Below are 25,989 nucleotides of genomic sequence, written 5' to 3' on the forward strand. Positions count from 1 at the left end.
TGGTGCGACCAATGCAAAGCACGCGCCCGACGCTGCTGGGTGTTCGGGTACCGCGCATCGAGGACGACCGGCTGGTCACCGGGCGCGGCCGCTACGTCGCCGACGTGGTCCTGCCGGGCGTGGTGGAGGCCGCATTCGTCCGCAGCGAGCTTCCGCACGCGCAGGTGGTCCGCGTCGATGCGTCAGCTGCGCTGGATTCACCCGGGGTGCACGCGGCGTTCAGGGGTTCGGACCTCGACGTCCACGCGGTTGCGGACCCGATGCCGTGGGTCCGCCCGGTGCACCACTTCCCGCTGGCACGGGACCGAGTCCGCTACGTCGGCCGCCCGCTGGCGGTGGTGGTCGCCGACGATCGCTACCTCGCGGAAGACGCCGCCGAACTGGTCGACGTCGACCTCGAACCACTGCCCACCGTGGACACCGTTGAGGCGGCCCTCAGCGCCGACGCGCCACTGCTCTACCCGGAGTGGCGCGACAACCTCCTGCTGTCCCTGGCTCCCGAGAACAAGGCCGTGGACGAGGCGTTCGAGCGGCTGCGCGTGGTCAGCGGCACCTACACCACCCACCGCCACGCGGCCGTTCCACTGGAACCCCGCGGGGTCTTGGCCGAATACCGCGACGGGCGGCTGACGGTGTGGACCTCCACCCAAGCTGCTTTCCTAACGCGGTCGATGCTGGCCAGCGTGCTGGGGCTGCCCGAACGCGACATCCGGGTGATCACGCCCGACGTCGGTGGCGGGTTCGGTCAGAAGAACGAGATCTATCCCGAGGACTACGTGATCCCGTGGCTGGCGATGCGGCTGCACCGCCCGGTGCGCTGGATCGAGGACCGCCACGAACACCTGATCTCCGCCTGCCACGCGCGCGACATGCGCATCGACCTGTCCGCCGCGGTTCGCGACGACGGCACCATAGCGGCCCTGCGCGGGCGGATCCGCACCGACCTGGGTTCCGGTGAGATGTTCCCCGGCGGGTTCGGCCCCAGCATGGTGGCCGTCGGATCGCTGTGCGGGCCCTACCGGATTCCGCACCAATGCGTAGCGGTCCAAGGCGTGGTCACCAACAAGACGCCGTTGGGCGCCTACCGCGGTTTCGGAATGCCGGAAGGCACTTTCGCCATCGAACGACTGGTGGACAAGATAGGCCGCGAACTGGACATCGATCCACTCGAACTACGCCGCCGGATGATCATCGGACCGCACGAGCTGCCCTACGAAACCGCCGCGGGTGCGCGACTGGACTCGGGCAGCCACCGGAGGGCCTTCGACCGCGCTGTCGAGATCGGCGAAGAACTGCTCGCCTCCGAACGCGAACGCGCCGAACCCGGCGCGCACCTCGGCGTCGGCTACGCCACCTACATCGAAGGCGTGGCAGCCAGCGCCTTCTCGATCACCGGCAGCTGGAGTGGGCAGGACTCCGCGGACCTGCGCTTCGACGCGGACGGCGGCGTAACCGTGGCGGTGGGCATCTCCGCCATGGGGCAGGGCGCGCACACCATGGTGGCCACCCTCGTCGCCGAGGAGTTGGCCCTGCCGATGGAGCAGGTACGAGTGGTGATGGGCGACACCGATATCGCTCCGTTCGGTCTGGGCAGCTGGGCCAGCCGCAGCACCATCGTCGCCGGGGGTGCGATCGCGCAGGCCGCCGAAGTGTTGCGGCGCAAGGGGACTGAAATCGCCGCGCATCTGCTGGAAGCCGCCCCGGAGGACCTGGAACTGACTGGCGGCGGGTTCCAGGTGCGCGGCAGCCCCGGCAGCTCGGTGCCCTGGGAACGGGTGGCACGGGTGGCGCTGACCCGCACCTTCGACTTGCCGCCGGGTGTCGAACCTGGACTCGACGCGCGGGCGAGCTACGAACCGCCCGGAATGGACCACCAGCCGCGTCCCGACGGCAAGATGAACGCCTCGGCCAGCTACACCAACGCCACGCACGCCGCGGTCGTCAAGGTCTATCCCACGACCGGCGTGGTGCAGGTAGTGCGGTACGCGGTCGTGCACGACTGCGGGCGCATCATCAATCCGCAGACCGTCGCTGGCCAGATCCACGGCGGTGTCGCACAGGGAATCGGCGGCACTCTTTACGAGCAGCTGCCCTACGACGAGGGCCAACCACTGGCCACCACGTTCATGGACTACGTGCTACCCACCGCCTGCGAAATCCCCGACATCGACACCGAAGAACTCTGCAGCCCCGCACCCGAAACCGCCTTCGGCGTCAAAGGTGCGGGCGAAGCGGGCATCATCGGCCCGCCAGCGGCGATCGTGCGCGCCGTCGAACACGCCCTGGAACCGCTGGGCGTGGCCGACATCAACACCACTCCGCTGACCCCCTCGGTGGTGCGACAGCTGATCGAGGAGGCCAGGTCGTGAAGCCGCCACCGTTCCAGCACGCCCGCCCCGAAACGCTCGACGAAGCGGTGCGGCTGCTCGCCGCCGACGAGGACGCGAAAATCCTCGCTGGCGGGCAAAGTCTGCTGCCGATGATGAACTTCCGGCTCGCCCGCCCCAGCATCCTGGTCGACATCGGCCACCTGTCGGAGTTGACCGAGTTGCGCCGCGAGGACGATGTACTGGTCATCGGGGCGGGCGTGCGGCAGCGGGCCGCCGAGACCTCGCGGCTGGTCCAGCAGACCTGTCCGCTGCTCGGGCAAGCGCTACGCCACGTCGGCCACCGCCAGATCCGCTCCCGCGGCACGGTCGGCGGCTCGCTGGCCCACGCAGATCCAGCAGCGGAGCTGTGCGCGGCCGCGTGCGCCCTGGGCGCCGAGGTAGTGGCGATCGGCACTGGCGGTCGACGCACCATCCCCACCGCCGAGCTGTTCCTCGCGCCCTACCAGACTTCATTGGCCGCCGACGAAATCCTCACCGAGGTGCGCCTTCCGATCCGGGGTACCACCCGCTGCGGATTCGCCGAAATCACCCGAAGAACCGGGGATTTCGCCATTGCCGGTATCGCCGCGGCGCTGGAATTCGACGGCGACACCGTGATCCAGGCCCGCTTGGCCGGTCTCGGAATCGGCGGCACAGTTCAGCGACTCCGCGAAGCCGAAGAGACGCTGCGCGGGCGGCCGCTGAACACCGAAACCATCAACGCCGCAGCCCAAGCCGCCGCTGACGCCACCACCCCACCCGGCGACATCCACGCCGATCCCATGACCCGCCGCGCCGCACTGCGCGTGGCCGCACAGCGAGCTCTGGAGCAGGTGGCGCATGACTGACGGCCCGACCACACACCGCGAAATCACCCTCACCGTCAACGGTCGCGAAGTCCAACGCCGCGTCCCGGTGCGTCGGCTGCTGGTCGACTTCCTGCGCGACGACCTCGGCCATACCGGCACCCACGTCGGCTGCGAACACGGCGTCTGCGGTGCCTGCACCGTGCTCATCGATGGCGAACCCGCACGCTCCTGCATCACCCTGGCGGTGCAGGCTCATGCTACCGAGGTCACCACGGTGGAAGGTCTCACCCCCGAGCAGGGGCTGAGTCCGGTGCAACAGGCGTTCAAGGACTGCCACGCACTCCAATGTGGTTTCTGCACACCGGGATTCATCGTGACCCTGTCCGCCGCCGACCCCGACGATCACCCCGACGACGCATCCGTCCGCGAACTGCTGTCCGGGAACCTCTGCCGCTGCACCGGATACCAACACATCGTCGACGCCGTAAACCAAGCCTGGGGCCGCACCACGGGATAGGCGCTCTAAAGACTATCCATTGTGGACGTCAATGCGGATCGCCGACACTAGCGCTAAACGCCCACCGCGCCGTACATCCGTTCTGTTCCAACGAGTTCGAACACCGGACCGTCCCGGCACACCAGTGCTCCTTCCAGCTCACCGGTCCCGGTCCCCGCCGGGCACCCGTGGCAGTAGCCGACACCGCACGCCATATGCGCCTCAACGGAGACCTGCACCACCGCGTGCCACCGCGCGGCCAGTGCGCCGCTCAGCTGCGTCAGCCGCTGCGAGCCACTGGTCAGGATCTGCTGTGGCGGGCGATCGTCGAACGCCCGCACCAGGCGGTCGTGCAGCACACCGGGATCGCTTGTGCCGTCCGCGTCGTTCACCTGCCAGCTGCTGCTCGCCTGGCGGAACACCTCCGCGCCGATGACCGACGCCGGGTTCCGCCCGCTGAGCACGGCGATCAGGTCCACGCCATCCGCGAGGTCCTGCGCGACCGTCGTCATGGCACAGATCCCGACACCCCGCCCGATGATCAGCACGCGATCCGTGTCCTGCCGGACCACGAACCCCTGCCCCAGCGGCCCGATCACCACCAGCCGCTCACCGGGCGCGAACGTGGCCAGCGCCGTCGTCCCGCCGCCGACGACGCCGTAGACGACGTCCAGCGTGCCGGTTTCCGCGTTGCGCGTGTAGATCGCCATCGGCCGCGGCAGCACCGGGCCGGGTTCGTGCTCGCGCGCCGCGCTGATCATGACGAACTGGCCCGGCCGGGCGGTGCCAGCGATATCCGGCGCATGCAGCCGCAGCAATCGGTAGCGGTCGGTGTATGCGCGGTTGATCAGCACCTCCGCGGACAGCCACGTCGGAGCGGCCCGAGGTCCGGCGATGGTTTTCAGCGATGCCGCCGGGCTCATGGCAGGCGTCCGTCCAGCCGCAGCAGGCTCGCGGTGAGCGCGGTCGTGCCCAGCGCGATGTCGGCGATGCTCGTCCACTCGGCCGGGTCGTGGCTGATGCCGTCCCTGCTCGGCACGAAGATCATGCCGGTCGGCGTGACGTGGTTGATCTGCTGGGCGTCATGGCTGGCCCCGCTGGGCAGCACGCGCGGCTCCAGGCCCAGCATCCGGCAGGCCGCAGCCAGCCCATCGCGCACCTCGGCGGGCAGCCGCACCGGCGGCGTGTCGGCCAGGTGCTCGGTGCGCAGGCCGATGCCCCGCCGCGCGCAGATCTCCTCGGCCTTCGCCACGATCTCGCGTGCGGTCCGCCGCTGCCGGTCGGTGTCCGTGCCGCGCACGTCGACCCACAGCGTCGCCGCACCCGCAATGGTCGTCATCGACCCCGGTGCCACCTCGATCTTGCCGACCGTGGCCCGGGTGCCCTCGTTGTGTTCGTCGTTGGCCAACGCCTCGATGAGCAGGACGACCTCCGCGGCGGCGGTCACCGCGTCAGCGCGCAGGTGCATCGGGGTGCCACCGCTGTGCGAGGCGCGACCGGTGAGCTCCAGCCGGAACCTGGTGCTGCCAGAGATCAGGTCCACCACACCGATCCGGGCACCGGCGGCCTCCAGCACACCGCCCTGCTCGATGTGCAGCTCGACGAACGCGGCCCAGTCGGCGGGCGCCCAGCGTGCCGAGTGCACCGCGGCCGGATCGAGCGCCACGCTCGCCATCGCCTCGGCGAGGCTGACACCGTTCGCGTCGTGCTTGCCCGGCAGGTCATCGGCACCGGTCAGGCCAGCCGCGATCCGGCTGCCGGTGCACGCCTGCCCGAAGCGCGCGCCCTCCTCCGCGGCGAACACCACGAACCGCACCGGATGCCGGTGCCGCACTCGATGTTCCACCAGCAGCCGTGCCGCCTCCATCGCCCCGCAGACACCGACGATCCCGTCGTAGGAACCCGCGTTCGGCACACTGTCCAAATGCGACCCCGTGCCGATCGCGGGCAGTGCCGGGTCGTCGCCGGGCAGCTCGGCGATCGTGTTGCCCGCCGCGTCGCTGTGCACGGTCAGTCCCAGTGCGGACATCCGGTCCGCGAACACCGCGTGCGCGCGCCGTTCCAGTGGCGTGTAGGCAAGGCGCGTGACGCCCGGCCCACTGTCCGGTTCGGACAGTGTGGCGAAGGTGTCGATGAGCTCGCGCAGCCGTGCCTGATCGGCGGCGAGGTCGACCGGGATCACCGGGTGAACTCCTTCGTCTCGTCGGCGGAAAGCAGCGCGACCGTGCGCACATCGGTGACCGCGGCGAGTGCCTCCGACGGCAGGACCGCGGCCACCGCGACCGTCTCGGCACCCGCGCCGGACACCACGCGGCGCAGCGTCGCCAGCCTGCGCTCGCTCCACTGCGTGGCGAGCAGCGCGATCCGCGCCCCGGAGGTGACGGCCTCGTCGACGGAGACGATCCCCTCCAGCTCCGCGACCCGGCTCACCCCAGCACGCAGGTAGTGCGCGACCGCGTGCACGAGCACCGCCTCGTCGGAGGTGTTCCACACCACCAGGGTGTCGGGTTGTGCCGTGCGCAGCGCTTCGGCCAGTACCTCGCCGAGGACGTCCACATGTCCGGGCGAGCGGGCGGTGTTCACCGTCCGGCCGTAGGTGTCCTGCGCGACGCCGAGCGTCCGCAACGCATCCGCCGGAGAAATCGTGCTGGTCACGATGACGCTCCCTGGTAGCTTCGCGACACCTCTTCATCCAGTTGCGCGCCGCGGCGGTCCGGGATGAGCAGCATCGCGATCATGTCGATGATGTAGATCAGCGCCAGGAATCCCAGCGCCGCACCGAATCCCTGCCAACCGGCGACCAGTGCGACGGCCAGCGGCGCGAGCCCGCCGACCCCGCGGCCGATGCCGAACAGCACGTTCTGCGCGGTCGCCCGTGCGGCCGTCGGATAGTTCTCCGCGATGATCGCGCCGTACCCGCCGAGCATGCCGTTGGCGAACACACCCATCACCGCGCCGCCGAACAACACTGCCGTCGGCGAGGTCAGCTGGCTGTACACGAACAGCGACACGCACGCGCCCGCCTGGAAGATCCAGAACGAGCGGCGCCGCCCGATCCGGTCCGCGAGCTGGCCGAAGATCATGATTCCGGCGATCATCCCGAGCACCGTGACCGCCGTCCAGATCCCGGACTTGGTCATGCTCAGTCCGAGCTGTTTGGACAGGTAAGTGGGCAACCAGGTGAGGATGCCGTAGTAACCGAAGTTCTGGATCGAGCAGATGATCACGATGCCGATGCTGGTGCGCAACGTCCGCCGGTCCGCGACCAGCAACGCGAACGGGTTCTGCTTGACCTGCCCGGCGCCGACCGCCTGCCGGTGCCGCACGAACGCCTCCGGTTCCGCCAGCCGCAGCCGGAAGATCACCGCCACGATCGCGGGAAAGATGCCGATGATGAACAGGCCCTGCCAGCCCCACAAGGTGATCACCGGTGCGGAAAGCACCGCGGCGAGCAGGACGCCGAGCTGGAAGCCCACCCCCACCATGGACGTCGCCCGAGCGCGTTTGATCGCCGGGAACGCCTCGGCCGCCAGTGCCATGCCGATGCCGAACTCGCCGCCGATCCCCATCCCCGCGATGAACCGGAACACCGACATCGCGACGAACCCTTGGGACAACGCCGTCAGCGCGGTGAAGATCGCGAACAGCAGGATCGAGTAGGTCAGCACCCGGACGCGTCCAAACCGGTCGGCGAGCGCACCGAAGAACAGTGCGCCGGTGACCGTGCCGATCAGCGTGATGGTTGCGAGCAGTCCCGCCTCAGTGGTGGACAGGCCGAGACTCAACGTGATCGCGGGCAGGGCGAACCCGAGAATCTGGAGGTCGTAGCCGTCCATCGCATAGCCGAGCGTGGCGGCGAAGACGGCCTTGCGGCCATACGGAGTGACCTGTTCCGTGTCGCCGGGTGCCGGGCCGGTGCCGTCGCGGACCGCCTGGGTGTTCGTCTCGTCGTTCGTCATTAGTGTTCCTCCGGTCGGACGGTGAGCGTGCCGATGAGATCCGCGAGACGGGCGGCCCCGAGCTGCGCGACCAGCGCGGGGAGTTCCGCCACGATGTGCGCCATCGTGTTGGGCCGGGCGAAGGTCGCCGTGCCGATCTGCACCGCGGTCGCGCCAGCGACGAGGTACTCGGCCACATCGCGCGCGGAACGGATACCGCCGCAGCCGACGACCGGGATGCCCACGGCCTGCGCGGCCTGCCAGACCAGCCGCAGCGCGAGTGGTTTGACAGACGGCCCGGACAGACCGCCGGTGCCATTGCCCAGCGCGGGACCGCGGCTGCGCAGATCCACCGCGAGTGCCGGAAAGCTGTTGCACACGGTCACCGCGGTCGCGCCCGCGTCCTCAGCCGCCTTCGCCGCGTCAGCGATCGACCCGAGCTGCGGGCTGAGCTTCACCAGCACCGGCTTGTCGCTGCGGGCGATCACACCCGCCACGACCCGCCGCATCGCGTGCAGATCGGCGTCCAACGTCGCGCCCCCGTGTTCCAGGTTGGGGCACGAGACGTTGACCTCCAGGCCGACGTGCTCCGCGCCAGCGAGTTCTTCGGTGGCACGCCAGTACTCCTGCGCGGACAGCCCGCCGACGCTGATCACCACCGGCACGCTGAGCTGGGCATGGCCGCCGAGCCCGGACCGGCGGAACTTCGCCACCCCCTGACTCGGAATGCCGACGCTGTTGAGCATCCCGTGCGCGACTTCGGTGAGGCGGTGCGTCCGGTTGCCCGGCCGGGGCTCGGCGAACACGGTCTTGGTCACCACCGCGCCGAGTGTGCGCACGTCCAGCAGGCCCGCCAGCTCCGCTCCGAAGCATCCGGACGCTGGCATGACGGGGTTGGCCAGCGTCAGGTCACCGAGCCGCACGGAAAGATCGACCGCGCCGGAGTCGTGCTGGGCGTTTTCTTTGGTATCCGCTACGGCCATCAAAGTGGAAACCTCTTTTCACTTCGAAGTAAGCGAGCGTGCCGCCCGGAGTACGGCACTGTCAAGGTTTGCTACACAGGCTTCACAAGCCGCAACGGCCGAAGCGCCTCGGCGCAGTCGTCCAACGCGGCAAGGCCGAGCAGCCGGTCCCACAGCTCGGGCGCGATGTCCCCGACGAGATCGGTGAACTTGGCGCGCAACTCGTCCGCGGACAGCGGGTCGTGGTGGTGGCCGCGCGGATCCTGCACGGTCGCCGCCACACTGCCCTGCGCGTGCACCACCACCTCGGTCGGCGCGTGCTCCGGCCAGCTGCGGTCGAGCTCGGAAGCGAGTGTGACGCGCACCTTCTCAGCAAGTCGCGCCACGGTGGGGTCGTAGTCGAAGGTGGCGGGCGTCGACTCCCGCCGGGTCAGCGCGGCCGCGACGGTGTAGGGCAGGGAGAACCGTGCGGACAGGTCGTTCGGCGCCGCCTGCCGGTCGAGCTTGAGGTTGTTCGCCACGGTGCGCACCTCCACCGAGCGAATGCTGTCCACCGGTACCGCGGGCATGGACAACACCGCATCGACGGCACCGTGGGTCAGCGCGCATGCGCTGTGCCGCTTGAAGTAGTTGCGCAAGATGCGCGGCCGGGCCGGATCCGCGGCGGCGGTCAGCGCGTCGATGTCCACCGGTTTCCCGGTCACTTCGCCGAAAAGTGCCGGTACCGACTCCAGCGTCCCGGTGAAACCCGCGCGGTGCAGGCGGATCGCGCGCAGCGCCGCCTGCGCGGACAGGCCCATCGCGGTGTTGCGCGCGGTGGCCCCCGCATAGCAGGCGTTCCACACCGGAACCGTCGGTGTGGTCGCCGCGATCGCTGCCACGGCAGCCGGGTCCTCGCCCAGCAGCAGTGCCACGCTGACCGCCGCGCCCACACCGGCGAGGTGCCCGTGCGGATGTGTCGGCGGGCGCAACTGGAACGCGGCGAACAGCCGGGCGCTGACCTCATAGCCCGCGACGACCGCTTCGAGCAGCTCGGTGCCAGGGCGATGCGCAACCTCGGCCGCTGCCAGCGCCGCTGGCACGATGTGCATCGCGGGATGGCCGGTCGGCCGGGTGCCTTCGTCGAGTTCGAGGAAGCCTCCCGCCGCCCCGTTCAGGAACGCGGCCTGCTCCGCCGACACCGGTGCGGCCCCGGCGACCAGTACCGTCGCACCGCCGGTGCCCGGCACCGCACCACCGAGCTCATCGGCGTTTTCCCGCAGCCGGGTCATTTCCGCGGTGCGACCACCTGCGATGCTCACGCCGATCGTGTCCGCGACGACGTGCGCCGCATGTCGGCGTACCGGCTCATCGAGCGTGCCGATGAAAAGCGTGCTCGCCTGCGTGATCGACTCCGCCACGCACGCCGCGAGCTCCTCGGCGGTCACGTGCTCGGCCGATCGGCGAGCGCCGCAGCGTGTTCGGCGCGGATGAACCGCCCGCGCCGTGGTGCGACGATCTCGCGATCGCGCACCACGACCTCGCCGCGCAGGATGGTGGCGACCGGCCCACCGCGCAGTTCGAACCCATGCCACGGGCTGACCGGCTGCTTGGCGATCAGCTCCTCGTTGCGCACGGTGCGCCGCAGCTCCGGATCGATGATCACCAGATCGGCGTCGCTGCCCGGCCGGATGACGCCCTTGCGCGGGTAGAGCCCGTAGAACCTGGCCGTCTCGGTGGCGGCGATCTCGGCGAGCCGACTCGCCGTCGTCTTGCCGCGGATCAGCGCGTCCATCAGGACGGGGCCGAACGTCTCGCAACCGACCGCGCCCGCAGGCTGGGTTTCGAAACCGCGTGCCTTCTCCTCGACGGTGTGCGGCGCGTGATCCGAACCCAGCGACACGATCGTGCCCTCGTTCACCCCCGCCCACAACGCGTCCTGGTCCTGCTGCTCGCGCACCGGCGGATACACCTTCATCACCGGACCGACCCTGGGATAGTCCGCATCGGTCAGCGTCAGGTACTGCGGGCAGGTCTCCGCGGTGACTGCGATTCCGTTGCGCCGCGCCGAACGCACGGCGTCCAGGCCCATGGCCGAGGCCAGGTGCACTACGTGGAACCGGCAGCCGGTCGCCTTCGCGAACTGTGCGGCGATGGAGATCGTGGTCGCTTCGGCGACCGCGGGGCGAGCGGCGAGCAGATCCTCGTACGTTTCGATCGGGTGGCCGAGCGCATGCTGGCTGGTCGCGAGCACGTCCTTGTCCTCGCAGTGCGCGGCGAGCACCCCACCGTGCTTGGCGACCTCCGCGAACAGCTGCAGCACCTGCCCGTTCGGCGGCGGCATCAGCAGGTTCTCCGGCCTCTCGTCGCCGATGTTGTACACCAGCGAGCGGGTTTCGCGGTGCAGGGCGTAACCCCAGAACAGTTTCACCGCGACCGCGCCAGCCTCGAACAGCGGACCGATCTGGTCCAAATTGGACTCACCGAGCGACAGGCCCCACAACCCGAAGTCGGTCCACGCGGACTGCTCGTGGTGCGCGCGGCGCTGCTCGAAGACCTCGACCGAATCCACCGGCGGGATGGCGTTGGGCATCTCCAGCACCGTGGTCACCCCGCCGACGAGCGCACCACGCGTCGAATGGTCGAAGTCCTCCTTGTGGCTCAGGCCGGGGTCGCGGGAGTGCACGTGCGGATCGATGAATCCGGGGAACACCAGCTTGCCCGCCGCGTCGTACCGCTCGTCACTGTCCACTGTGGTGCCTCGGTCGAGGATCGCGCTGATCACCCCGTCGCTGCACAGCAGATCGGCGTGCAGCAGCCCGGCGGGCGTGACGAGTTGGCCGTTGGTGACAAGCAGCTTCATCGGTTTCTCCTCGAATCTCGATCGAACGCGGGCAACCATGCGTCGATAACGGTGCCCAGCTCGGCGACTCGCGCGGCCTCAAGCACCCGGACGGCACAGACGAGGTCCTGGATGGCCAGCCCGTGCGACTCGAACACGGTGATGTCGTCGCTGCTCGACCTGGCCGGTACCTCGCCGGACAGCACGCTCGCGAACTCCGTTGCAGCGGCCGGGTCCAGGCCGTTGGCCAGCAGATCACCGCACTCGGCGGAGGCGACGGCAGCGGAGTCGACCACCACGTGCGCCGCGCGACGCAACGTCGCACCGTCGAGCTCCCGGCGCCGGGCATGATTGCTGCCAACGGCGTTGATGTGCGTGCCCGGCCGCAGCAGTGCCCCGTCGAACAGCGGCTTGGCCGCGCCTGTTGCGGTGATCACCACGTCCGCCCTGGGCACCGCGGTTTCCGCGCTGGTGCCAGCTTCCGCGGTCAGCCACGGGTGCGCGTCCTCGATGCTGCGCGCGGTGGTCGCCGCTCGTTCGGCATCGCGACCGACCACCAGCACCGTGCGCAGTTTCGGCAACACCTCGGTTAACGCGGTGATCTGCGCGGGCGCCTGGTATCCGGTGCCGAACAAGCAGGCGGTGGCACTTTCCGGCCGGGCCATCAGCTGTGTCGCGAGCGCCGATGCGGCCGCGGTGCGCCGCTGCCCGAGCAGGTCCGCCTGCACCATGCCGCGCAGCTGCCCGGTGCGGTGCGCGTAGACCAGCACCGTGATCACGCTCGCCCGGTTGATGTCCCGGCGCACCACCGGGTACGACTTCACCGCGACCGCGTCCAGGGTCGGCGCGATAGCGGACATCACGTTCAGCGTGACCGCGCCCATGCTGCTGCGCTGCCGGGGCTGGTCGTGCGCGGCACCGGCGCCGAGGAGTTCGAACGCGGTCCGCACACCGGCAAGCGCGGCATCCGGCGGCAGCAGCCGATCGACGGTCTGATCGTCCAGGATCCGCGACATGCGTTCCTTCCCACGGCTCGCACGCGACTGGAAACATCTTTCCAGTTCCGAGGTGACGAGCATGGACATCCGCTCGCGGCTTTGTCAACCTATCCGCATGGATAGCTAGGATCTGGCGGTGACAGCCCTGTCATCCGGCGGAAACGCCGAGGAAACGTCGCGCACACACGGCAGTGCATGGCACGGGGGAAATCACCACGGGAGGAGCTGGTTCGATGAGTGCTGCGAAACCGATTGAGGTGGTCGTCCGCGCCGTGGACGTACTCAACACGGTCGGCGCCGCGAGCTCCGGGCTGACGCTGCAGGAGCTGCACGCCGAGCTCGACATCCCGCTCGGCAGCCTGCACAGAATCCTCGGCACGCTCAGCCAGGCCGACTACCTGCGCCGCTCGCCGATCACCAAGCGCTACTTCGTCGGCCGCGCGGCGCGCACCCTCTCCGGCGGCACGGGCTCGCACAGCGCCAGGCTGATCAAACCACCGGCCGCGCTGATCGACGCCGCGAACGAGACCGGCGAAACGGTGTTCCTCACCGAGTTCATCGGCGATGTTCCAGTTTGCGTGTCCATTGTGGAGGCCGAGCACGCGCTGCGGCTGTTCGTTCGCATCGGCCAGGAGATGCCGCTGCACGCGGCCGCATCGAGCCGCGCGATCCTCGCCTACTTCGACGAGGACGTGGTGCGGACCCTGCTGGAGGAGTCGGAACCGCTGACCGAGTTCACCACGGGCACCCCGCACAGCGTGGCCGATGTCATGCAGGTGCTCAAGGAAGTCCGCGAACACGGCTACGCCACCTGCGACAACGAACTGGATCCGGACGCCTGGGCGGTGTCCGCGCCGATCCGGGACGCCGACGACAGGGTGCTGTCCAGCGTCACGATCACCGCACCCGGATCCCGGGTCGCCGACCCGAAGGTACGCGAACGCGTGACGGAGGCGGTGCTGCGCGCCGCCGAGGCGTTGTCCGCCGAGCTCGGCAATCCGGGCCCGGTGTCCTGATGGCCGCGCCGCGTTCAATCAGCCTGATCGCCACGGGTGGCACCATTTCGGTCGCGCCATCGCCCGCTGGCGCGCAGGCACACCACGGCGTGCGCGCGCTGACGCCGCCAGCCGAGCAGCTGCCCGCCGGAATCGAGGTGCACCCGAGGGATGTGTTCCGCCGCTCCTCCCGGCAGCTGACCATGGGCGATCTGTGGACCCTCGCCGCAGCCGTCACCGAGGAGATCGCGGCCGGGCGGGACGGTGTGGTGCTCACCCACGGCACCGACACGCTGGAGGAGACGGCCTACGCGCTCGGCCTGCTGGTCGACACCCGCGTGCCGGTCGTCGTCACCGGCGCCATGCGGGCACCGCACCTCGCTGGCCCGGACGGTCCGGCCAACCTGCGCGCGGCGGTGTGTGCGGCGACGAATCCCGCACTGGCGCCCTACGGGCCGGTCGTCGTCTTCCAGGACGAGGTGCACGTGGCGCGGCTGGTCACCAAGACGCACAGCGCACGGGTGGCAGCGTTCAGCTCACCGGCTGCCGGGCCGGTCGGTTTCGTCGCGGAGGACGAGCTCGAACTGCTGCTCGGCCCGCCGCCCGGATCCGACTTGCTGCCCGACCGCAGCCCGCCGACCTGCCGCATCGGCATGGTCCACGCGGCAACCGGTGTCGACGGTTCCGCGGCCGACGCAGTTGCGTCCGATGTGGACGGTCTGGTGGTCGCCGCGCTCGGCGCCGGGCACGTCGCACCGTCGCTGGGTGAAGCACTCGTCCGGATCGCGGGCTCCGGCAAGGCCGTCGTGGTCGCCAGCCGCTGCCCGGACGGCGCGCTGCTGGCGCACACCTATGGCGGCGCCGGTTCGGAGACCGAGCTGCGCCGTGCCGGTCTGCTGTTCGCGGGCATGCTCTCGCCGGTCAAGGCGCGGTTGCGGCTGGCTTTCGGCCTGTCCGCGGGAATTTCCGCAGGCGAGCTGTTTCCGACCCGGCGCCCACCTCAGGGTTCTGCGGAATCGCCATAGGACTCCGGCAACCGCACAGGGTGTGACCCCGCGGTCGGCACCGTTCGCGAGCGCCGTGGTGACCCGGCAGCGGCAGGGGCACCGGACGTATGTCCGGCGCCCCTCGATCGCTAGTCCGCCAACCAGCCACGTACCTGGTCACCTCCGGCGCGACTCCGATCTCGTCGAACGCGGGCGTCTCCCAGCCGGTGGGCTGACCTCCCCTCTGCCGGACTCCGGCTGGTTCACCTCGTGGCGCTGCTAGTCCGGGAGTGCGAAGACGATCAGTGCGCTTCCGTGGCCAGCGCCGAGCATGCCGGGGAGGAATCCCTCGATCCAGCCGCCCCATCCGACCGGCACAGCGACGTACTGCTTGCCGTCGACGCTGTAGGTGATCGGGCTGCTGTGGTGGCCACTTCCGCACTGGAACTGCCACAGCAGTTCGCCGGTGCGGGCGTCGAGCGCGTTGAACTCCCCGGACGGCTCACCGGCGAACACAAGATCGCCTGCCGTGGCCAGCACCGAGGCGCACATCGGAACCTCGTTGCGCCAGCGCCACTTCTCCTCGCCGTTGGCGTCGAACGCGCTGATGGACCCGGCCATGTCGTCGGCGTCCACCTGAACGCCCGCACCCCAGTACGGGATGCTTTCCTTGAAGTCCCGGCGCCGCCGGGTTGCCGTTGCCCCGACATCCTGGACCGGTACGTAGAACAGCTCGGTCCTCGGGCTGTATGCCGCGTGGGTCCATTCCTTGGCGCCAGCCGGTCCCGGGTAGAAGTGGACCGGATCGCCCTCCTTGTCGGGGTACCTCCTGGGCGTCACCTTGCCGTCCCTGGTGATCGCACCCCAGTCGATCCGGTCCACGAAGGGTGTGATGTGCTGCAGCTCGCCGTTCGTGCGATCCAGGACGAAGAAGTAGCCGTTCTTGTCGAAATGCCCGAGCAGCTTCTTCCCGTCGTGCTCGAACAGGATGTTCTCCATCGTGCTGTCGTAGTCCCACACGTCGTGCGGGGTGCACTGGTAGTGCCAGCGGATCTGACCGGCGTCGGCGTCCACCGCGACGATGCTGTCGGTGTAGAGGTTGTCGCCCTCGCGGACGGCTCCGTCGAAGTCCGGTGCCGGGTTGCCGGTGCCCACGTACAACAGGTTGGTCTCCGGATCGAAGGTGCTGGTGACCCAGCAGTTCGCGCCACCCCGCGCCCATGCCTCACCATCGGCGGGCCATGTCTCGGAGCCGGGCTCCCCTGGCTTCGGCACCATGTAGCAGCGCCAGACGGGCTCTCCCGAGTCGATGTCGAAAGCGTCCAAGTGCCCGCGCACCCCGAACTCCCCGCCGGAGCTGCCGACGATGACCATGTTCTTGACGATCAGCGGCGCGACCGTGCCGCTCTCCCCGGCCCGCACGTCTCCATAGGTCTTGTCCCAGACGCGCTTGCCGTTGGTGGCGTCGAGCGCCAGCAGGTGGGCGTTCCCGGTGACCATGAAGACCTTGCCCTTGGCCACGGCTACGCCGCGGTTCACGTTCCCGCAGCACAGGGACACGTCGTAGGGGACGGCGTGCTTGTACCGCCAGAGCTCCTGACCCGTTTTCGCGTCCAGCGCCCAGAGCCAGCCGTCCCAGCCGGAGAGGAACATGACCCCGTCCACCACGATCGGGGCGGCCTCGAACGCGTAAGTCGAAGCGCCCGCGATCATGCCGGAGGTACCGGCCTGGAACATCCAGGCGGGACCGATGCGCTTGACGTTCTCCGTGTTGATCTGGTCCAGCGTGCTGTACCGCTGCCCGTCATAGGCGCCGTAGTAGGTGAGCCAGTTGTGCGACTCCGACCTGGCATTGAGAAGCCGCTCGTAGGTAACCCTGGAGACCACGTCCGGCGCAGTCCCGGTCTTGCCGCTCAGCGTTCCCTGATCGATGGCCTCTCCGGCATCAACGTACTCAACGGTCATTGCCTGCTCCTTTCTACGGCCGCGGCTGGTCGGGGCGGTCGAGGCGGGCCTCCGGCGGAACGTCCCCCAGTACGACGATGGCCCCGGTCAGCCCGCGGCCTTCGTCGTTTCCGGTGGGCGAGCTGTACCAGTAGTAGCCCGGCCCATCCAGGTTGAGGGTCGCCCTTCCTTTCGAATGGTTCACCAGCCAAATAAATTTCTTGTCGCCATTGCTCGGCAGCAGCGCGCAGTGCGTGTTCAGGTCGTCATTGATGAGCGTGAGCTCAAGATCACCCCCATGGGGCATGACCAGGATCGAGGGATCCCAGGCAATTTCATCGGGATTGATCCGGATCGTCGCCTCCATCGTGCCATCGGCCCGCTCCGTGGCCCGGCCGATGTTTCCGGTCGCGAGCACTTGACCAATACCTGCTTTGTTCTGTCCGTCCAACCCGATCTCGCTCAGCAGCTCGGCTCGATCCTTCGCGGTCGTCACCGGACTTCACCTCCTCATCCCGAACCCCTGGTAGCAACTGTTCGCATCGGTCGCGATCACGGTCGCACGTCGCGGGGTGTTGTGCACCTTCCGCTCGACAAACGAGTCAACCCGGTTGACATGAGAAATGGCCCCAGCGAAATACCCGAGGCCAATTCGGGTAAATGGGCCGCGTGATCACGTACGCCTGGTTGTGATTGCAGTAGCATGTACTGACGTGGGACAAAAGGCACATTGAACTAATTGTGCGGCCCGGCCCCCGATCAACAAATCGGTAAGGCAGACTCTACGCCGGATGAATCCGCACCGACAAGGACGAGCGCCAATTCGGGCTGGTTATGCCGTTCGTACGCCACGAGCTACCGTTCGTACCCCGATGCGCCACTGCGAGGAGGAACAACGCCGCGCCTCGTCCCCGCTGGCAGCCAACAGATGTCTGATCAATGATCAACACCGACTCGACCGGTCACGACGCCTCGCCCCGCGTCTCAGCGCCCGACGACGATCAGGCCATGTCGTACCGGTCGAGGTTCATGACCTTGTCCCACGCGGCCACGAAGTCGTGCACGAACTTGGCCTTCGCGTCGTCGCTCGCGTAGACCTCCGCGAGTGCGCGCAGCTCGGAGTTCGAGCCGAAGACGAGGTCGACGCGGCTACCGATCCACTTGACCTCGCCGGTGGCGCGGTCGCGGCCCTCGAAGGTCGCCAGGGTGGCGCCGCTTGTGGACGTCGCCTTCCACTCCGTGCTCATGTCGAGCAGGTTCACGAAGAAGTCGTTGGTCAACGACTCGGGCGCCGATGTGAACACACCCAGCGGGGACTGCTTGTAGTTCGCGCCCAGCACCCGCAGTCCGCCCACCAGGACGGTCATCTCGGGCGCGCTCAAGGTCAGCAGGTTCGCGCGGTCGATCAGCAGGTACTCCGAGGGCAGCCGGTGTCCCTTTTCGAGGTAGTTGCGGAACCCGTCGGCGGTGGGCTTGAGCGGGGCGAAGGACTCCACGTCGGTCCACTCCTGCGAGGCATCCGTGCGTCCCGGGGTGAACGGGACCCGCACGTCGTGCCCGGCGTTCTTGGCGGCCTGCTCGATGCCCGCGCACCCGCCGAGCACGATCAGGTCGGCCAGCGAGATCGACTTGCCGCCGCTTTGGAGGTCGTTGAACGACTCCTGGATGCTTTCCAGGGTGCGCAGCACGGTGGCCAGCGTGTCCGGGTCGTTGACCTCCCAGCTCCGCTGGGGCTCAAGGCGGATCCGCGCCCCGTTCGCCCCACCTCGCTTGTCGCTGCCCCGGAACGTGGACGCCGACGCCCACGCGGTGGAGACGAGCTGGGAGATCGACAGCCCTGAGGCCAAGAGCTTGCTCTTCAGGTCGGCGACGTCCGCATCGTTGACCAGTTCGTGGTCCACCGCGGGCACCGGGTCCTGCCAGATCAGCTGCTCCTGCGGGACCAGCGGCCCGAGGTAGCGCTGAATCGGCCCCATGTCGATGTGCGTGAGCTTGAACCAGGCCCTGGCGAACGCGTCCGCCAACTGGTCCGGATTCGCCATGAAACGCCGCGAGATCGACTCGTAGACCGGGTCGAGCCGCAGCGCGAGGTCGGTCGTCAGAACCGTCGGGGCGTGCGTCTTCGACGAGTCGTGGGCGTCCGGCACCGTGCCAGCCCCGCCGCCGTCCCGCGGAGTCCACTGCCACAAACCGGCGGGGCTCAGCACCACGTCCCACTCGTAGCCGAACAGGGTCTCGAAGAAACTGTTGTCCCACTTCGTCGGGGTGGGGGTCCAGATACCCTCAAGCCCACTGCCGATGGTGTCCTTGCCTTTGCCGGTGCCGTAGCTGTTCGTCCAGCCCAAGCCCTGCGCCTCGATCGGGGCGCCCTCGGGCTCGGGGCCGAGGTGCTTTTCCGGGTCGGCCGCGCCGTGGGTCTTGCCGAACGTGTGCCCACCCGCGATCAGCGCGACGGTCTCCTCGTCGTTGAACGCCATCCGCCGGAACGTCTCGCGGATGTCCCGCGCCGAGGTGAGCGGGTCCGGCACGGTGTTCGGGCCCTCCGGGTTGACGTAGATGAGGCCCATCTGGTCGGCGGCCAAAGGGGTTTCCAGCTCCCGGATGCCGCTGTGCCGCTCGTCGCTGAGCCAGGTGCGCTCGGGGCCCCAGTAGACGTCCTCGTCCGGCTCCCAGACGTCCTCCCGCCCACCGGCGAAGCCGAAGGTCTTGAAACCCATCGTCTCCAGCGCGCGGTTCGCCGCGAAGACCATCAAGTCGGCCCAGGAAATCTTGCGGCCGTACTTCTGCTTCACCGGCCAGAGCAGGCGGCGCGCCTTGTCGAGGTTGCGATTGTCCGGCCAGCTGTTCAGCGGCGCGAAGCGTTGCATGCCTGCGCTCGGACCGCCGCGGCCGTCAGCGATGCGGTACGTACCGGCGAAGTGCCAGGCCATCCGGATCACGAGCGGGCCGTAGTGGCCGAAGTCGGCAGGCCACCAATCCTGCGAAGTCGTCAGCACCTCGTCGAGGTCCCTGGCCAGGGCGTTCAGGTCAAGGGTTTGGAACTCCGCTGCGTAGTCGAAGTCATCGCCCATGGGATTGGCCGAAGCCGGGTGCTTCCGCAGGATCTTCAGGTCGAGCCGGTTCGGCCACCAGTCGTGGTTGCTCGCGCCCGCGGTCGGGTGGCGGTACCCGCCCACGCTCCCATCGGCGGCGGCCCGGAGGGTCTCGCTGTACGGGGCGCCGTGCGCTGGGACGCCGAGCGCACCCGCACCTCGGGCGCGGTCGTTCTTCTTGCCGACAACGGCGTCGGGGCTGTCAGACACGAAACTCCTTCCGGGCTTAGGACCTCAGAAGCCCAGTGCCCTTCGCACGGCTGGCGCGTTCCGCCGGGAAACCGGCACCATCTTGTCCGTCTGGTCATCCATGACCAGCACCAGCTCGCCCTTGCGCCGCCGCTCGATCTCGCGGATGCGGCTGAGATTGACCACGTACCGGCGGTGCACCCGCAGGAATCCGGCAGCCGCCAGCTCACCGTCGAGCTTGTCCAGGCCCGGAGAGGCGGCTCGCAGTCGCCCTTGGTCGGTGGACAGCCACACGTCGTTGCCCTCTGATTCCGCGAAGGAAACCTCCGGCAGCCGCAGCAGCACCATCCGGTTGTCACGCATCGCGACCACGCGGCGCGGCTGTGCTCGCGAGTGCGCGTCCCCCTCCGCCTGGGGCAACTGCTCCCCGCTGGAAGCACCGAAGGAGACCAAGTTCCCGATCAGCCGACCGGAGACGAAGGCGGGCCGGATGCTGATCGGTATCGGCTCGTCGGCGAGGTGGGTGAAGATCTGCGTCGAACCGACCCAGTCAGGATTGCGGGCTGCCTGCTTGCTGGCGTACCGGGCGGCTTCGATCAACTCCGGCAGCCCGGGGTTCCATCGCAGCGTGGGATCGACTGCCGGGGTGGAGGCTGGGACGCCAAGGAGCACACTTGCCGCGTCGTCGGCGATCACCACCTTGCCCGCGGCATCCACCGCGGTGAGCGCCGCACTGGAGCGTGTCCTTGCCTGGTTGTACGCGGCGACCAGCTCAGTGCCACTGTCCCAGGCGCGCCTTCTCAGCGTGCACTGGGTCTTGGTGGCGGCGTTTGCCAGCCATCCGCTCGCGGAGGCGGGAAGCGGGTTGCGCCAGCTGGAGATGTTGAGCACCGCGATCGGCTCTTTGGTCACCACGTCACGCACCGCGACGCCCGCGCAGGCCCAGTTGTGGAATGCCTGGCACCAATGCTCCGCACCCCTGATCTGTACCGGGTGGTGCTCTTCGAGTGCCGTGCCCATGCCGTTCGTGCCAGCCGCGCGCTCGGACCAGGAATACCAGGGCGCGAGATTGGAGTCGGCGGCTATGGTGCGCGTGGCTTGGTCGCCCCACTCGGCCAGGATCCGGCCGGTGGCATCGGTGACGGTGACTATGCCACCGAGGTTGCTCACTTCATGTGCTATGAAGGCGGCACGAAAACCCAGCTCAGCGAATACGACATCTTGTTCGGGCGTATATTCTCGTTCCACGACGGCCACCGGTGCTTCGGTCAGGTGCGGGTCCACCCGGTACTGCTCCCGGCAGCGATGCCAGGAGACCGCCACCTCGGGCCGCACCCCGCGGACGTCATCCTCGCCCTGTACGAAGCATTCCCATGCCGCGTACACCGTGCCCTTGTCCGAGCCCTCGGACGTCCGCTCGAGCCTGTGTGCGTCCCTCATCGTTGAGACCGCCTTTGGTCTGTAACCGACACGGGAGCGCCCGGTCCGCACCGGTGACCGCTCGACTCTGCCTGATCCACGGCGGACCGGGCCGCGTCGCATGTGTTGCTGCCGCACCCGGTGTACATCCGACGGTGCACGCTCTGCGGTGCACGCCCAGGCATTGTTTCCGTGCAGTTATCGACTTCTAAAGCCGAATGTAAAACTTGCAATCTCTCCCAGCAAGGGGACCGACCAATCCAGGCCGACCGCCAGACCCGCCTGGAGCAGTGGGCATTGACCCCGGCACGGTTATCGCACGAACGCGAGAAAACGCTGCGCGCAGGGGCACTGCTCGTGCCGTCCCCAGGTGCCCGTCCCGCGATGGACGCGGCGACGGTGGTGATGTGGCCGATCGTTCCCCGCTCCAGCTGACCGCCGGTGAAATGCGTGCCGTGCATGGCTCGGGTCCGGACCAGCTGCCGCGAATGTCCATCATGGACGGTCTGGTGGCGAGGATGCGCTGCTTCTCAGTTCGCTCGAACGGGATTCCCGAGGTGTCCAGCTCTACGGTGACAGGTTCGGCAGCCTCGATCATCCCCGTCTCGACCAGGACGGTGACCACTCCCATCGTGCGGTGCCCGCTCGTCGGCAGGGGACCCGCTCACGTTGTGGCGTCAGTATTTTCCCCGCGCGCAGGGAAAGTCCGTCCCGGCCGCACACTTCGTCGCCGAAGAACGCCCGGATGAGGTCCGCCACGATCCAGTCGCACATTGGCGCGGCTTGGCCGCGCCCCTGGGTTGTTCGATGGAGGGCAGCAGACTGCTCCAGTACGCGGTCGAGCGGCAGTTTCTTCTGGTGCCAGTGGTGTCAACCGACATGCCCGAGTTCGACGGGAAGACCGCACAGCGCCGCCGCGGTGTGCCACAACTCGTCCTCGCGGTCGCGGTCATAGGACTCCGGTGAGGAGTCGTCGACGGCACGCCGGTCGATGTAGGTGCCGCTGCCCCCTGGACGAGGGCCCGTTGCGGCGCGGGCGAGAAGGGCACCGGCCGCAGCGGGTGAGAGCGCGAGCGGGGTGGCGGTCAACGCGTGCAACAAGGTGCGCGAGAGGAACCGGACGAACGGGCTGGCGTCACGCACGAGCCCGGTACCGGGTACGTAGCCGGGGTTGAACGTGTGCACATCCACCCCCTGGGGCAGCCGCCGTGCCAGCGCGTGCACCATGTAGATCACCGCGAGTTTGCTGGTGGAGTACGCGGTCCGGCCTTCAGCAGCCGTCCGCGCCGCTGCGTCGTCACGGGGCCGGGCCAGGGTGGGCGCGCTCTCCCACCGAGGTGCGGGCACCATCCCCATGTTGTGCCGCAGGTCCCCGAAGTGCGTGTCACTGCCCACGATGACAATTCGCGCCGGGGCGGTGAACTCCTCCCACAACAACCGCACGAGCAGGTAGTTGGCCAGCACGTTCACCGCGAAAGTCGTCTCGATGCCGTCACCGCTAGCGTGGGTACGACTGGTCATCTGCAGCCCGGCATTTCCGACGAATCCGCACAGCGGCGGCAACGCACCCGACCGCAGACCCTTCCGCAGCTCGGCGGCCGCCGAACGAATCGACCGCATCGAGGCGAGATCGCACGAGACCGCCGACACGTTCGCGTTGGCTGTTGCCCTCGCCAGGTCCCCGACCAGCTGCTGACCCGAACCCCGTGCCGTCACCACCAGATGGATCTCCGGGTGGTCACGCAGGATCTTCTCGGCCGCGATCCGCCCGAATCCCCTGCTCGCGCCTGTCATCAACAGGCTCCCCGTGGGTTTCACCGTAGTCCCCTAATACTTGAACCCTTTTGGTACTGGATACCATAAAGTATCGGGTTCGCGCACGCTAGGATGTGGGCATGGCCCAGCAGGTTCCGCTTCGCGAACGGAAGCGACGGCGCGCGCAGGAAGCGATCGTCGACGCGGCGTTCGCACTGTTCGCCGAACGCGGCTTCGCCGACGTGACCGTGACCGAGATCGCCGAACGAGCCGAAGTGGGACGCACCACCTTCTTCCGCTACTTCGGCGACAAACGGGAAGTCCTCTTCGCCGACGAACGCGAGCTCGTCGAACAGCTGCTCCAGCGCGGCAGCGAGCCTCCGCCGAAGCCGCCGACGTTCAGCGAGGCGCTGGATCAGGCCCGCGCGGCCGTGGACGCGATGTGCGCGGCGGTCACGGCCGACGAACAGCGGTATCGACTGCACGAGCAGCTCATCGCCGACAACCCCGAGTTGCACGACCGCAGCGAACGCAAACTGCTGCACCTCACCGACACCATGATCACCGCACTGGCAGCACAGGGAACTGCGCCGGAAGAAGCCGCACTCGCGGCCCACCTCGCCCTCGCCTGCTACCGAGCGGGCAAAGCCACCGCCGGTGCTGACCCCCGGAAACTGAAGCGAGCGGTCGACGAAGCGTTCGACCTGCTCCTGCGGAAGACCTGAACCCAGCTGGTCGAGAGCGGCATCACTGCCGCCCTCGACCCTGGACAACGGATCGTGGGATCAGGGCTTCTGGCACTACTTCGGGACATTGCCTCAGATGTCCGACTACGAGCCGACCGCTGGCGACATCGACCTCTGCTCTTGTCAAGGGCAGCCGCGCTCGGCGGTCACTCCTCGACGGTGATGGCCAGGGCTGGGCACGTCGCCGCGGCGTGGCGGACGTCGGCAGCGACCTCAGCTGGCGGATTGGGGTTGAGCACGACGACGACGCCGTCCTCGTCTCGCTGGTCGAACACATCCACAGCGGCCAGCACGCACTGACCCGAGCCGACGCACCTGTCCTGGTCTGCGGTCACCTTCATGGGCTCTCTCCTCCGCGCGGCCGCGGGCTACCAGGTCACCGGCAGTTCGGTGACACCGCCGGTGATGGTGGGGCGAACCTCCAGATCGTCGATGTCCTTGGCCAGGCGCAGCCCAGGCAGGCGCTGGGCGAGGGTGGCGAAGACGATCCGCAGTTCGGTGCGGGCGAGGCTGGCGCCGATGCAGAAGTGCGCACCGTGCCCGAACCCGAGGTGGGCGCGTTCCTCCCGTTCGGGGTCGAAGGTTTCGGCGTCGGAGTAGGCGGACTGGTCGCGGTTGGCGGCGTTGATCGACAGGATGACGGCATCGCCGCGCTGGATGGTGACGTCGGCGACGTCCAGGTCGGTGTGGGCGTAGCGCAGCAGGCCGAGATCGCCCGGTGCCCCCAGGCGCATGATCTCCTCCACCGCGGCATTGACCCGGCCCGCGGGGTCGGCGGTCAGCGCCTCCCATTGATCGAGTCGGGTGAGCAGGAACAGGGTGCCCAGTCCGATCCGGTTGACCGTGGTCTCGTGCCCGGCGAAGAGCAGTCCGACGCACAGCCGGACCATCTCGGCGTAGTCGAACTCCTCGTCGGCGCTCTGCGCGCGCACGAGGTCGGAGATCACGTCCTCGCCCGGCTGGGCGCGTTTGGCCTCGGCCAGTGCAGCCATGTACTCGCTGAACTCGACCCGCGCCTGGTGGGCGTCGCCCCCGCTGGAGTAGGTGGCCATCCGATCGGACAGCGACCGGAAGTGCTCGCGGTCGCTCTCGGGCACCCCCAGCAGCAGGCAGATGACCGCGACCGGCAGCGGGAACGCCAGCCCGGCGTGCAGGTCGACGACTCCGCTGGGTGCGGCGGCGTGCTCGGCGGCCAACTGGTCGAGGTAGCCGTCTACCAGGCCCTGCACGTGATCGGAGAGCATCCGCATCCGCTTGGCCGAAAACGCCGGCGTCAACAGGCGCCGCATCCGGCCGTGGTCGGCTTCCTCGGTCTCGTAGTTGCCCGTCGGGCCGTCCTGCACCGCGGCGGTCGTGATGCGCGACGCCCGTTCGGGCTCGGGGTGGGAGCGCCCGAGCCGTTTGTCGCTGAGCAGCGTGCGGACCTCGTCGAATCGCGTGACCAGCCACGCGGGGTCACCGGCTGGGGTGGTGACCGGCGCGACCGGCGCCTCTCTGCGCAGCACCTCGTACAGAGGCGCGAGATCAAGCACGTTCGGCCGCTCGAAGGGCATCTGCAGGCGCTCGGAAGCAACGCTCATGGCTCTCCTCCTGTGGTGTCTCTCGGCACAGCCGACTCTAGTATTTTCTGACAGCTGCTGCCAATAATGTTTGACCGGCTAGGGTGTGCCAACGCGCATCCGGCAGCCGTTTGTGGAGGTCTCCGTGGTTGAGCGAAACGACCGCCGAACCCGCCGCGGGCGTCCACCGGTGAGCGACCAGCAACGCCAGCAGCAACGGCTCGACATTTCCCGCCACGCGGTGCGGCTCTTCCGCGAGCAGGGCGTGGCCGCGACATCGGGCGAGCAGATCGCGAGGGCCGCAGGGGTGTCCGAGCGGACGCTGTGGCGCTACTTCCGCAGCAAGGAAAGCTGCGTCGAGCCGTTGCTGACGAAGACCATCGACGCGTTCCAAGCGGTCCTGCGCACCTGGCCGTACGACGTGGAACTGCCCGAGCACCTGCGCGCGGCCTACACGCCCGTGCTGGACTCCTCCGGGTCCGACATCGAGGCAGTCCTCGCCGTGGTCCGCATGACGCACGACGAACCCGCTCTGCGCGCTGTCTACCTCGTGCTGCGGGAACGCGCGGAATCGGCCTTCGCCGACGTCCTCGCCGAACGCATGGGCATGCCAGCCGACGAGCTGGAAGTTCGAATGCAGGCCGCCGCCACGAATGCGGCACTGCGCGCGGCAACCGACCACCTCGTGTCCATGACCACCGAAGGAATCGCCCCCGAAACCCTGCACGAACACCGCGAACGCCTCGCCGATGCCCTCCGCCGCGTCACCCGACTACCCACCCGCCGCTAGGCGACGTCCTCGAAGTGGGTGCGGGTGGCGCGCTGATCCTGTTGGCGTGGAAGGCGTCGGCGCTCCGGTGTCTACAGTGGATTTCTGGCGCGCAGCCAGCGGCGCAGGCCCGCCCCGACCG

Annotated in this window: 23 protein-coding genes and 1 pseudogene; 7 read left to right on the forward strand and 17 right to left on the reverse strand. The window is 68.7% G+C overall.

The window, feature by feature from the left end; translation table 11 throughout:
- Positions 1-11 precede the first annotated feature (11 nt).
- From MOQ72_RS20015 to MOQ72_RS20025, 3 genes are read left to right on the forward strand one after another with little or no spacing between them, the layout of a single operon-like run.
- Positions 12-2,369: a xanthine dehydrogenase family protein molybdopterin-binding subunit gene (locus MOQ72_RS20015; RefSeq protein WP_242185406.1), complete on the forward strand. Its 2,358-nt coding sequence runs from the start codon at positions 12-14 to the stop codon at positions 2,367-2,369.
- Positions 2,366-3,217, forward strand: a complete 852-nt coding sequence (locus MOQ72_RS45210) for an FAD binding domain-containing protein (protein WP_242185407.1) — start codon at positions 2,366-2,368, stop codon at positions 3,215-3,217. The genes MOQ72_RS20015 and MOQ72_RS45210 overlap by 4 nt, the downstream gene beginning before the upstream one ends.
- Complete coding sequence (locus tag MOQ72_RS20025; RefSeq protein ID WP_242185408.1) at positions 3,210-3,695, forward strand: (2Fe-2S)-binding protein; 486 nt, start codon at positions 3,210-3,212, stop codon at positions 3,693-3,695. The genes MOQ72_RS45210 and MOQ72_RS20025 overlap by 8 nt, the downstream gene beginning before the upstream one ends.
- Before the next feature lie 53 nt (positions 3,696-3,748).
- Here MOQ72_RS20025 and MOQ72_RS20030 read toward each other — a convergent pair whose 3' ends face one another.
- The 8 genes from MOQ72_RS20030 to MOQ72_RS20065 all read right to left on the reverse strand — a co-directional run bounded on the left by MOQ72_RS20030 (position 3,749) and on the right by MOQ72_RS20065 (position 12,411).
- The gene (locus tag MOQ72_RS20030; RefSeq protein WP_242185409.1) at positions 3,749-4,597 is read right to left on the reverse strand and encodes an iron-sulfur cluster-binding protein; all 849 of its coding nucleotides are present in this window, start codon (positions 4,595-4,597) and stop codon (positions 3,749-3,751) included.
- Positions 4,594-5,856, reverse strand: coding sequence for a Zn-dependent hydrolase (locus MOQ72_RS20035; protein WP_242185410.1), 1,263 nt, complete (start codon positions 5,854-5,856; stop codon positions 4,594-4,596). Before MOQ72_RS20035 ends, MOQ72_RS20030 begins: the two co-directional genes overlap by 4 nt.
- Entirely contained in the window at positions 5,853-6,329 is a 477-nt protein-coding gene (locus MOQ72_RS45215) for a hypothetical protein (protein ID WP_242185411.1), read from the reverse strand. Before MOQ72_RS45215 ends, MOQ72_RS20035 begins: the two co-directional genes overlap by 4 nt.
- Entirely contained in the window at positions 6,326-7,633 is a 1,308-nt protein-coding gene (locus tag MOQ72_RS20045) for an MFS transporter (RefSeq protein ID WP_242185413.1), read from the reverse strand. Before MOQ72_RS20045 ends, MOQ72_RS45215 begins: the two co-directional genes overlap by 4 nt.
- Positions 7,633-8,595, reverse strand: coding sequence for a dihydroorotate dehydrogenase (locus MOQ72_RS20050; protein ID WP_242185414.1), 963 nt, complete (start codon positions 8,593-8,595; stop codon positions 7,633-7,635). The genes MOQ72_RS20045 and MOQ72_RS20050 overlap by 1 nt, the downstream gene beginning before the upstream one ends.
- 71 nt (positions 8,596-8,666) lie before the next feature.
- Complete coding sequence (locus MOQ72_RS45220) at positions 8,667-10,001, reverse strand: MmgE/PrpD family protein (protein ID WP_242185415.1); 1,335 nt, start codon at positions 9,999-10,001, stop codon at positions 8,667-8,669.
- Positions 9,998-11,416: a dihydroorotase gene (locus tag MOQ72_RS20060; RefSeq protein ID WP_242185416.1), complete on the reverse strand. Its 1,419-nt coding sequence runs from the start codon at positions 11,414-11,416 to the stop codon at positions 9,998-10,000. The genes MOQ72_RS45220 and MOQ72_RS20060 overlap by 4 nt, the downstream gene beginning before the upstream one ends.
- A complete protein-coding gene (locus MOQ72_RS20065) occupies positions 11,413-12,411 on the reverse strand; it encodes an ornithine cyclodeaminase family protein (protein WP_242185417.1) in 999 nt (332 codons plus the stop codon). Before MOQ72_RS20065 ends, MOQ72_RS20060 begins: the two co-directional genes overlap by 4 nt.
- A 215-nt stretch (positions 12,412-12,626) precedes the next feature.
- Between MOQ72_RS20065 and MOQ72_RS20070 the strand changes: the two genes are divergently transcribed.
- Together MOQ72_RS20070 and MOQ72_RS20075 are read left to right on the forward strand one after the other, a co-directional pair.
- Positions 12,627-13,409: an IclR family transcriptional regulator gene (locus MOQ72_RS20070; RefSeq protein WP_242185418.1), complete on the forward strand. Its 783-nt coding sequence runs from the start codon at positions 12,627-12,629 to the stop codon at positions 13,407-13,409.
- Positions 13,409-14,413: an asparaginase gene (locus MOQ72_RS20075; protein WP_242185419.1), complete on the forward strand. Its 1,005-nt coding sequence runs from the start codon at positions 13,409-13,411 to the stop codon at positions 14,411-14,413. The genes MOQ72_RS20070 and MOQ72_RS20075 overlap by 1 nt, the downstream gene beginning before the upstream one ends.
- Here the strand turns inward: MOQ72_RS20075 and pqqA are convergent.
- The 7 genes and pseudogenes from pqqA to MOQ72_RS20110 form a co-directional block, all read right to left on the reverse strand.
- A complete protein-coding gene (gene pqqA, locus MOQ72_RS20080; protein WP_242185420.1) occupies positions 14,310-14,741 on the reverse strand; it encodes a pyrroloquinoline quinone precursor peptide PqqA in 432 nt (143 codons plus the stop codon). The two genes, MOQ72_RS20075 and pqqA, sit on opposite strands and share 104 nt — an antisense overlap.
- Positions 14,654-16,339, reverse strand: a complete 1,686-nt coding sequence (locus tag MOQ72_RS20085; RefSeq protein WP_242185421.1) for a PQQ-dependent dehydrogenase, methanol/ethanol family — start codon at positions 16,337-16,339, stop codon at positions 14,654-14,656. The genes pqqA and MOQ72_RS20085 overlap by 88 nt, the downstream gene beginning before the upstream one ends.
- A gap of 13 nt (positions 16,340-16,352) precedes the next feature.
- Positions 16,353-16,814, reverse strand: coding sequence for an MSMEG_3727 family PQQ-associated protein (locus tag MOQ72_RS20090; RefSeq protein ID WP_242185423.1), 462 nt, complete (start codon positions 16,812-16,814; stop codon positions 16,353-16,355).
- 505 nt (positions 16,815-17,319) lie between these two features.
- Positions 17,320-19,620 carry a catalase/peroxidase HPI gene (gene katG, locus MOQ72_RS20095; RefSeq protein ID WP_372495481.1) on the reverse strand — a complete coding sequence of 767 codons (2,301 nt, stop codon included), beginning with the start codon at positions 19,618-19,620 and terminating at the stop codon, positions 17,320-17,322.
- Positions 19,621-19,644: 24 nt separating this feature from the next.
- Positions 19,645-21,039, reverse strand: coding sequence for a DNA-binding protein (locus MOQ72_RS20100; RefSeq protein WP_242185425.1), 1,395 nt, complete (start codon positions 21,037-21,039; stop codon positions 19,645-19,647).
- A gap of 535 nt (positions 21,040-21,574) precedes the next feature.
- Positions 21,575-21,682 (reverse strand): annotated as a pseudogene (locus tag MOQ72_RS45225) (proline racemase family protein); the annotation flags it as partial.
- 206 nt (positions 21,683-21,888) lie between these two features.
- Positions 21,889-22,812, reverse strand: a complete 924-nt coding sequence (locus MOQ72_RS20110; protein WP_242185429.1) for an SDR family NAD(P)-dependent oxidoreductase — start codon at positions 22,810-22,812, stop codon at positions 21,889-21,891.
- Positions 22,813-22,913: 101 nt separating this feature from the next.
- On the opposite strand from MOQ72_RS20110, the gene MOQ72_RS20115 reads away from it, so the two are divergent.
- Positions 22,914-23,498: a TetR/AcrR family transcriptional regulator gene (locus MOQ72_RS20115; protein ID WP_242185430.1), complete on the forward strand. Its 585-nt coding sequence runs from the start codon at positions 22,914-22,916 to the stop codon at positions 23,496-23,498.
- A gap of 167 nt (positions 23,499-23,665) precedes the next feature.
- Here the strand turns inward: MOQ72_RS20115 and MOQ72_RS20120 are convergent, their stop codons facing one another.
- Positions 23,666-23,860 (reverse strand): ferredoxin, encoded by a 195-nt coding sequence (locus MOQ72_RS20120; RefSeq protein ID WP_242185431.1) that lies wholly within the window; start codon positions 23,858-23,860, stop codon positions 23,666-23,668.
- Positions 23,861-23,887: 27 nt separating this feature from the next.
- Entirely contained in the window at positions 23,888-25,099 is a 1,212-nt protein-coding gene (locus MOQ72_RS20125; RefSeq protein ID WP_242185432.1) for a cytochrome P450, read from the reverse strand.
- 124 nt (positions 25,100-25,223) lie between these two features.
- On the opposite strand from MOQ72_RS20125, the gene MOQ72_RS20130 reads away from it, so the two are divergent.
- A complete protein-coding gene (locus tag MOQ72_RS20130) occupies positions 25,224-25,868 on the forward strand; it encodes a TetR/AcrR family transcriptional regulator (protein ID WP_308197916.1) in 645 nt (214 codons plus the stop codon).
- Positions 25,869-25,989 lie beyond the last annotated feature (121 nt).

Source organism: Saccharopolyspora soli (assembly GCF_022678645.1).
GTDB classification, from domain to species: Bacteria; Actinomycetota; Actinomycetes; order Mycobacteriales; family Pseudonocardiaceae; genus Saccharopolyspora; species Saccharopolyspora soli.

Bases quoted from the DNA above. Each gene is read 5' to 3' on its own strand.
- MOQ72_RS20015 (WP_242185406.1), top strand. From the start codon at position 12: ATGCAAAGCACGCGCCCGACGCTGCTGGGTGTTCGGGTACCGCGCATC.
- MOQ72_RS20025 (WP_242185408.1), top strand. From the start codon at position 3,210: ATGACTGACGGCCCGACCACACACCGCGAAATCACCCTCACCGTCAAC.
- MOQ72_RS20030 (WP_242185409.1), bottom strand. From the start codon at position 4,597: ATGAGCCCGGCGGCATCGCTGAAAACCATCGCCGGACCTCGGGCCGCT.
- MOQ72_RS20045 (WP_242185413.1), bottom strand. From the start codon at position 7,633: ATGACGAACGACGAGACGAACACCCAGGCGGTCCGCGACGGCACCGGC.
- MOQ72_RS20050 (WP_242185414.1), bottom strand. From the start codon at position 8,595: ATGGCCGTAGCGGATACCAAAGAAAACGCCCAGCACGACTCCGGCGCG.
- MOQ72_RS20060 (WP_242185416.1), bottom strand. From the start codon at position 11,416: ATGAAGCTGCTTGTCACCAACGGCCAACTCGTCACGCCCGCCGGGCTG.
- MOQ72_RS20065 (WP_242185417.1), bottom strand. From the start codon at position 12,411: ATGTCGCGGATCCTGGACGATCAGACCGTCGATCGGCTGCTGCCGCCG.
- MOQ72_RS20070 (WP_242185418.1), top strand. From the start codon at position 12,627: ATGAGTGCTGCGAAACCGATTGAGGTGGTCGTCCGCGCCGTGGACGTA.
- MOQ72_RS20075 (WP_242185419.1), top strand. From the start codon at position 13,409: ATGGCCGCGCCGCGTTCAATCAGCCTGATCGCCACGGGTGGCACCATT.
- pqqA (WP_242185420.1), bottom strand. From the start codon at position 14,741: ATGGGGCGGCTGGATCGAGGGATTCCTCCCCGGCATGCTCGGCGCTGG.
- MOQ72_RS20085 (WP_242185421.1), bottom strand. From the start codon at position 16,339: ATGACCGTTGAGTACGTTGATGCCGGAGAGGCCATCGATCAGGGAACG.
- MOQ72_RS20100 (WP_242185425.1), bottom strand. From the start codon at position 21,039: ATGAGGGACGCACACAGGCTCGAGCGGACGTCCGAGGGCTCGGACAAG.
- MOQ72_RS20110 (WP_242185429.1), bottom strand. From the start codon at position 22,812: ATGACAGGCGCGAGCAGGGGATTCGGGCGGATCGCGGCCGAGAAGATC.
- MOQ72_RS20115 (WP_242185430.1), top strand. From the start codon at position 22,914: ATGGCCCAGCAGGTTCCGCTTCGCGAACGGAAGCGACGGCGCGCGCAG.
- MOQ72_RS20120 (WP_242185431.1), bottom strand. From the start codon at position 23,860: ATGAAGGTGACCGCAGACCAGGACAGGTGCGTCGGCTCGGGTCAGTGC.
- MOQ72_RS20125 (WP_242185432.1), bottom strand. From the start codon at position 25,099: ATGAGCGTTGCTTCCGAGCGCCTGCAGATGCCCTTCGAGCGGCCGAAC.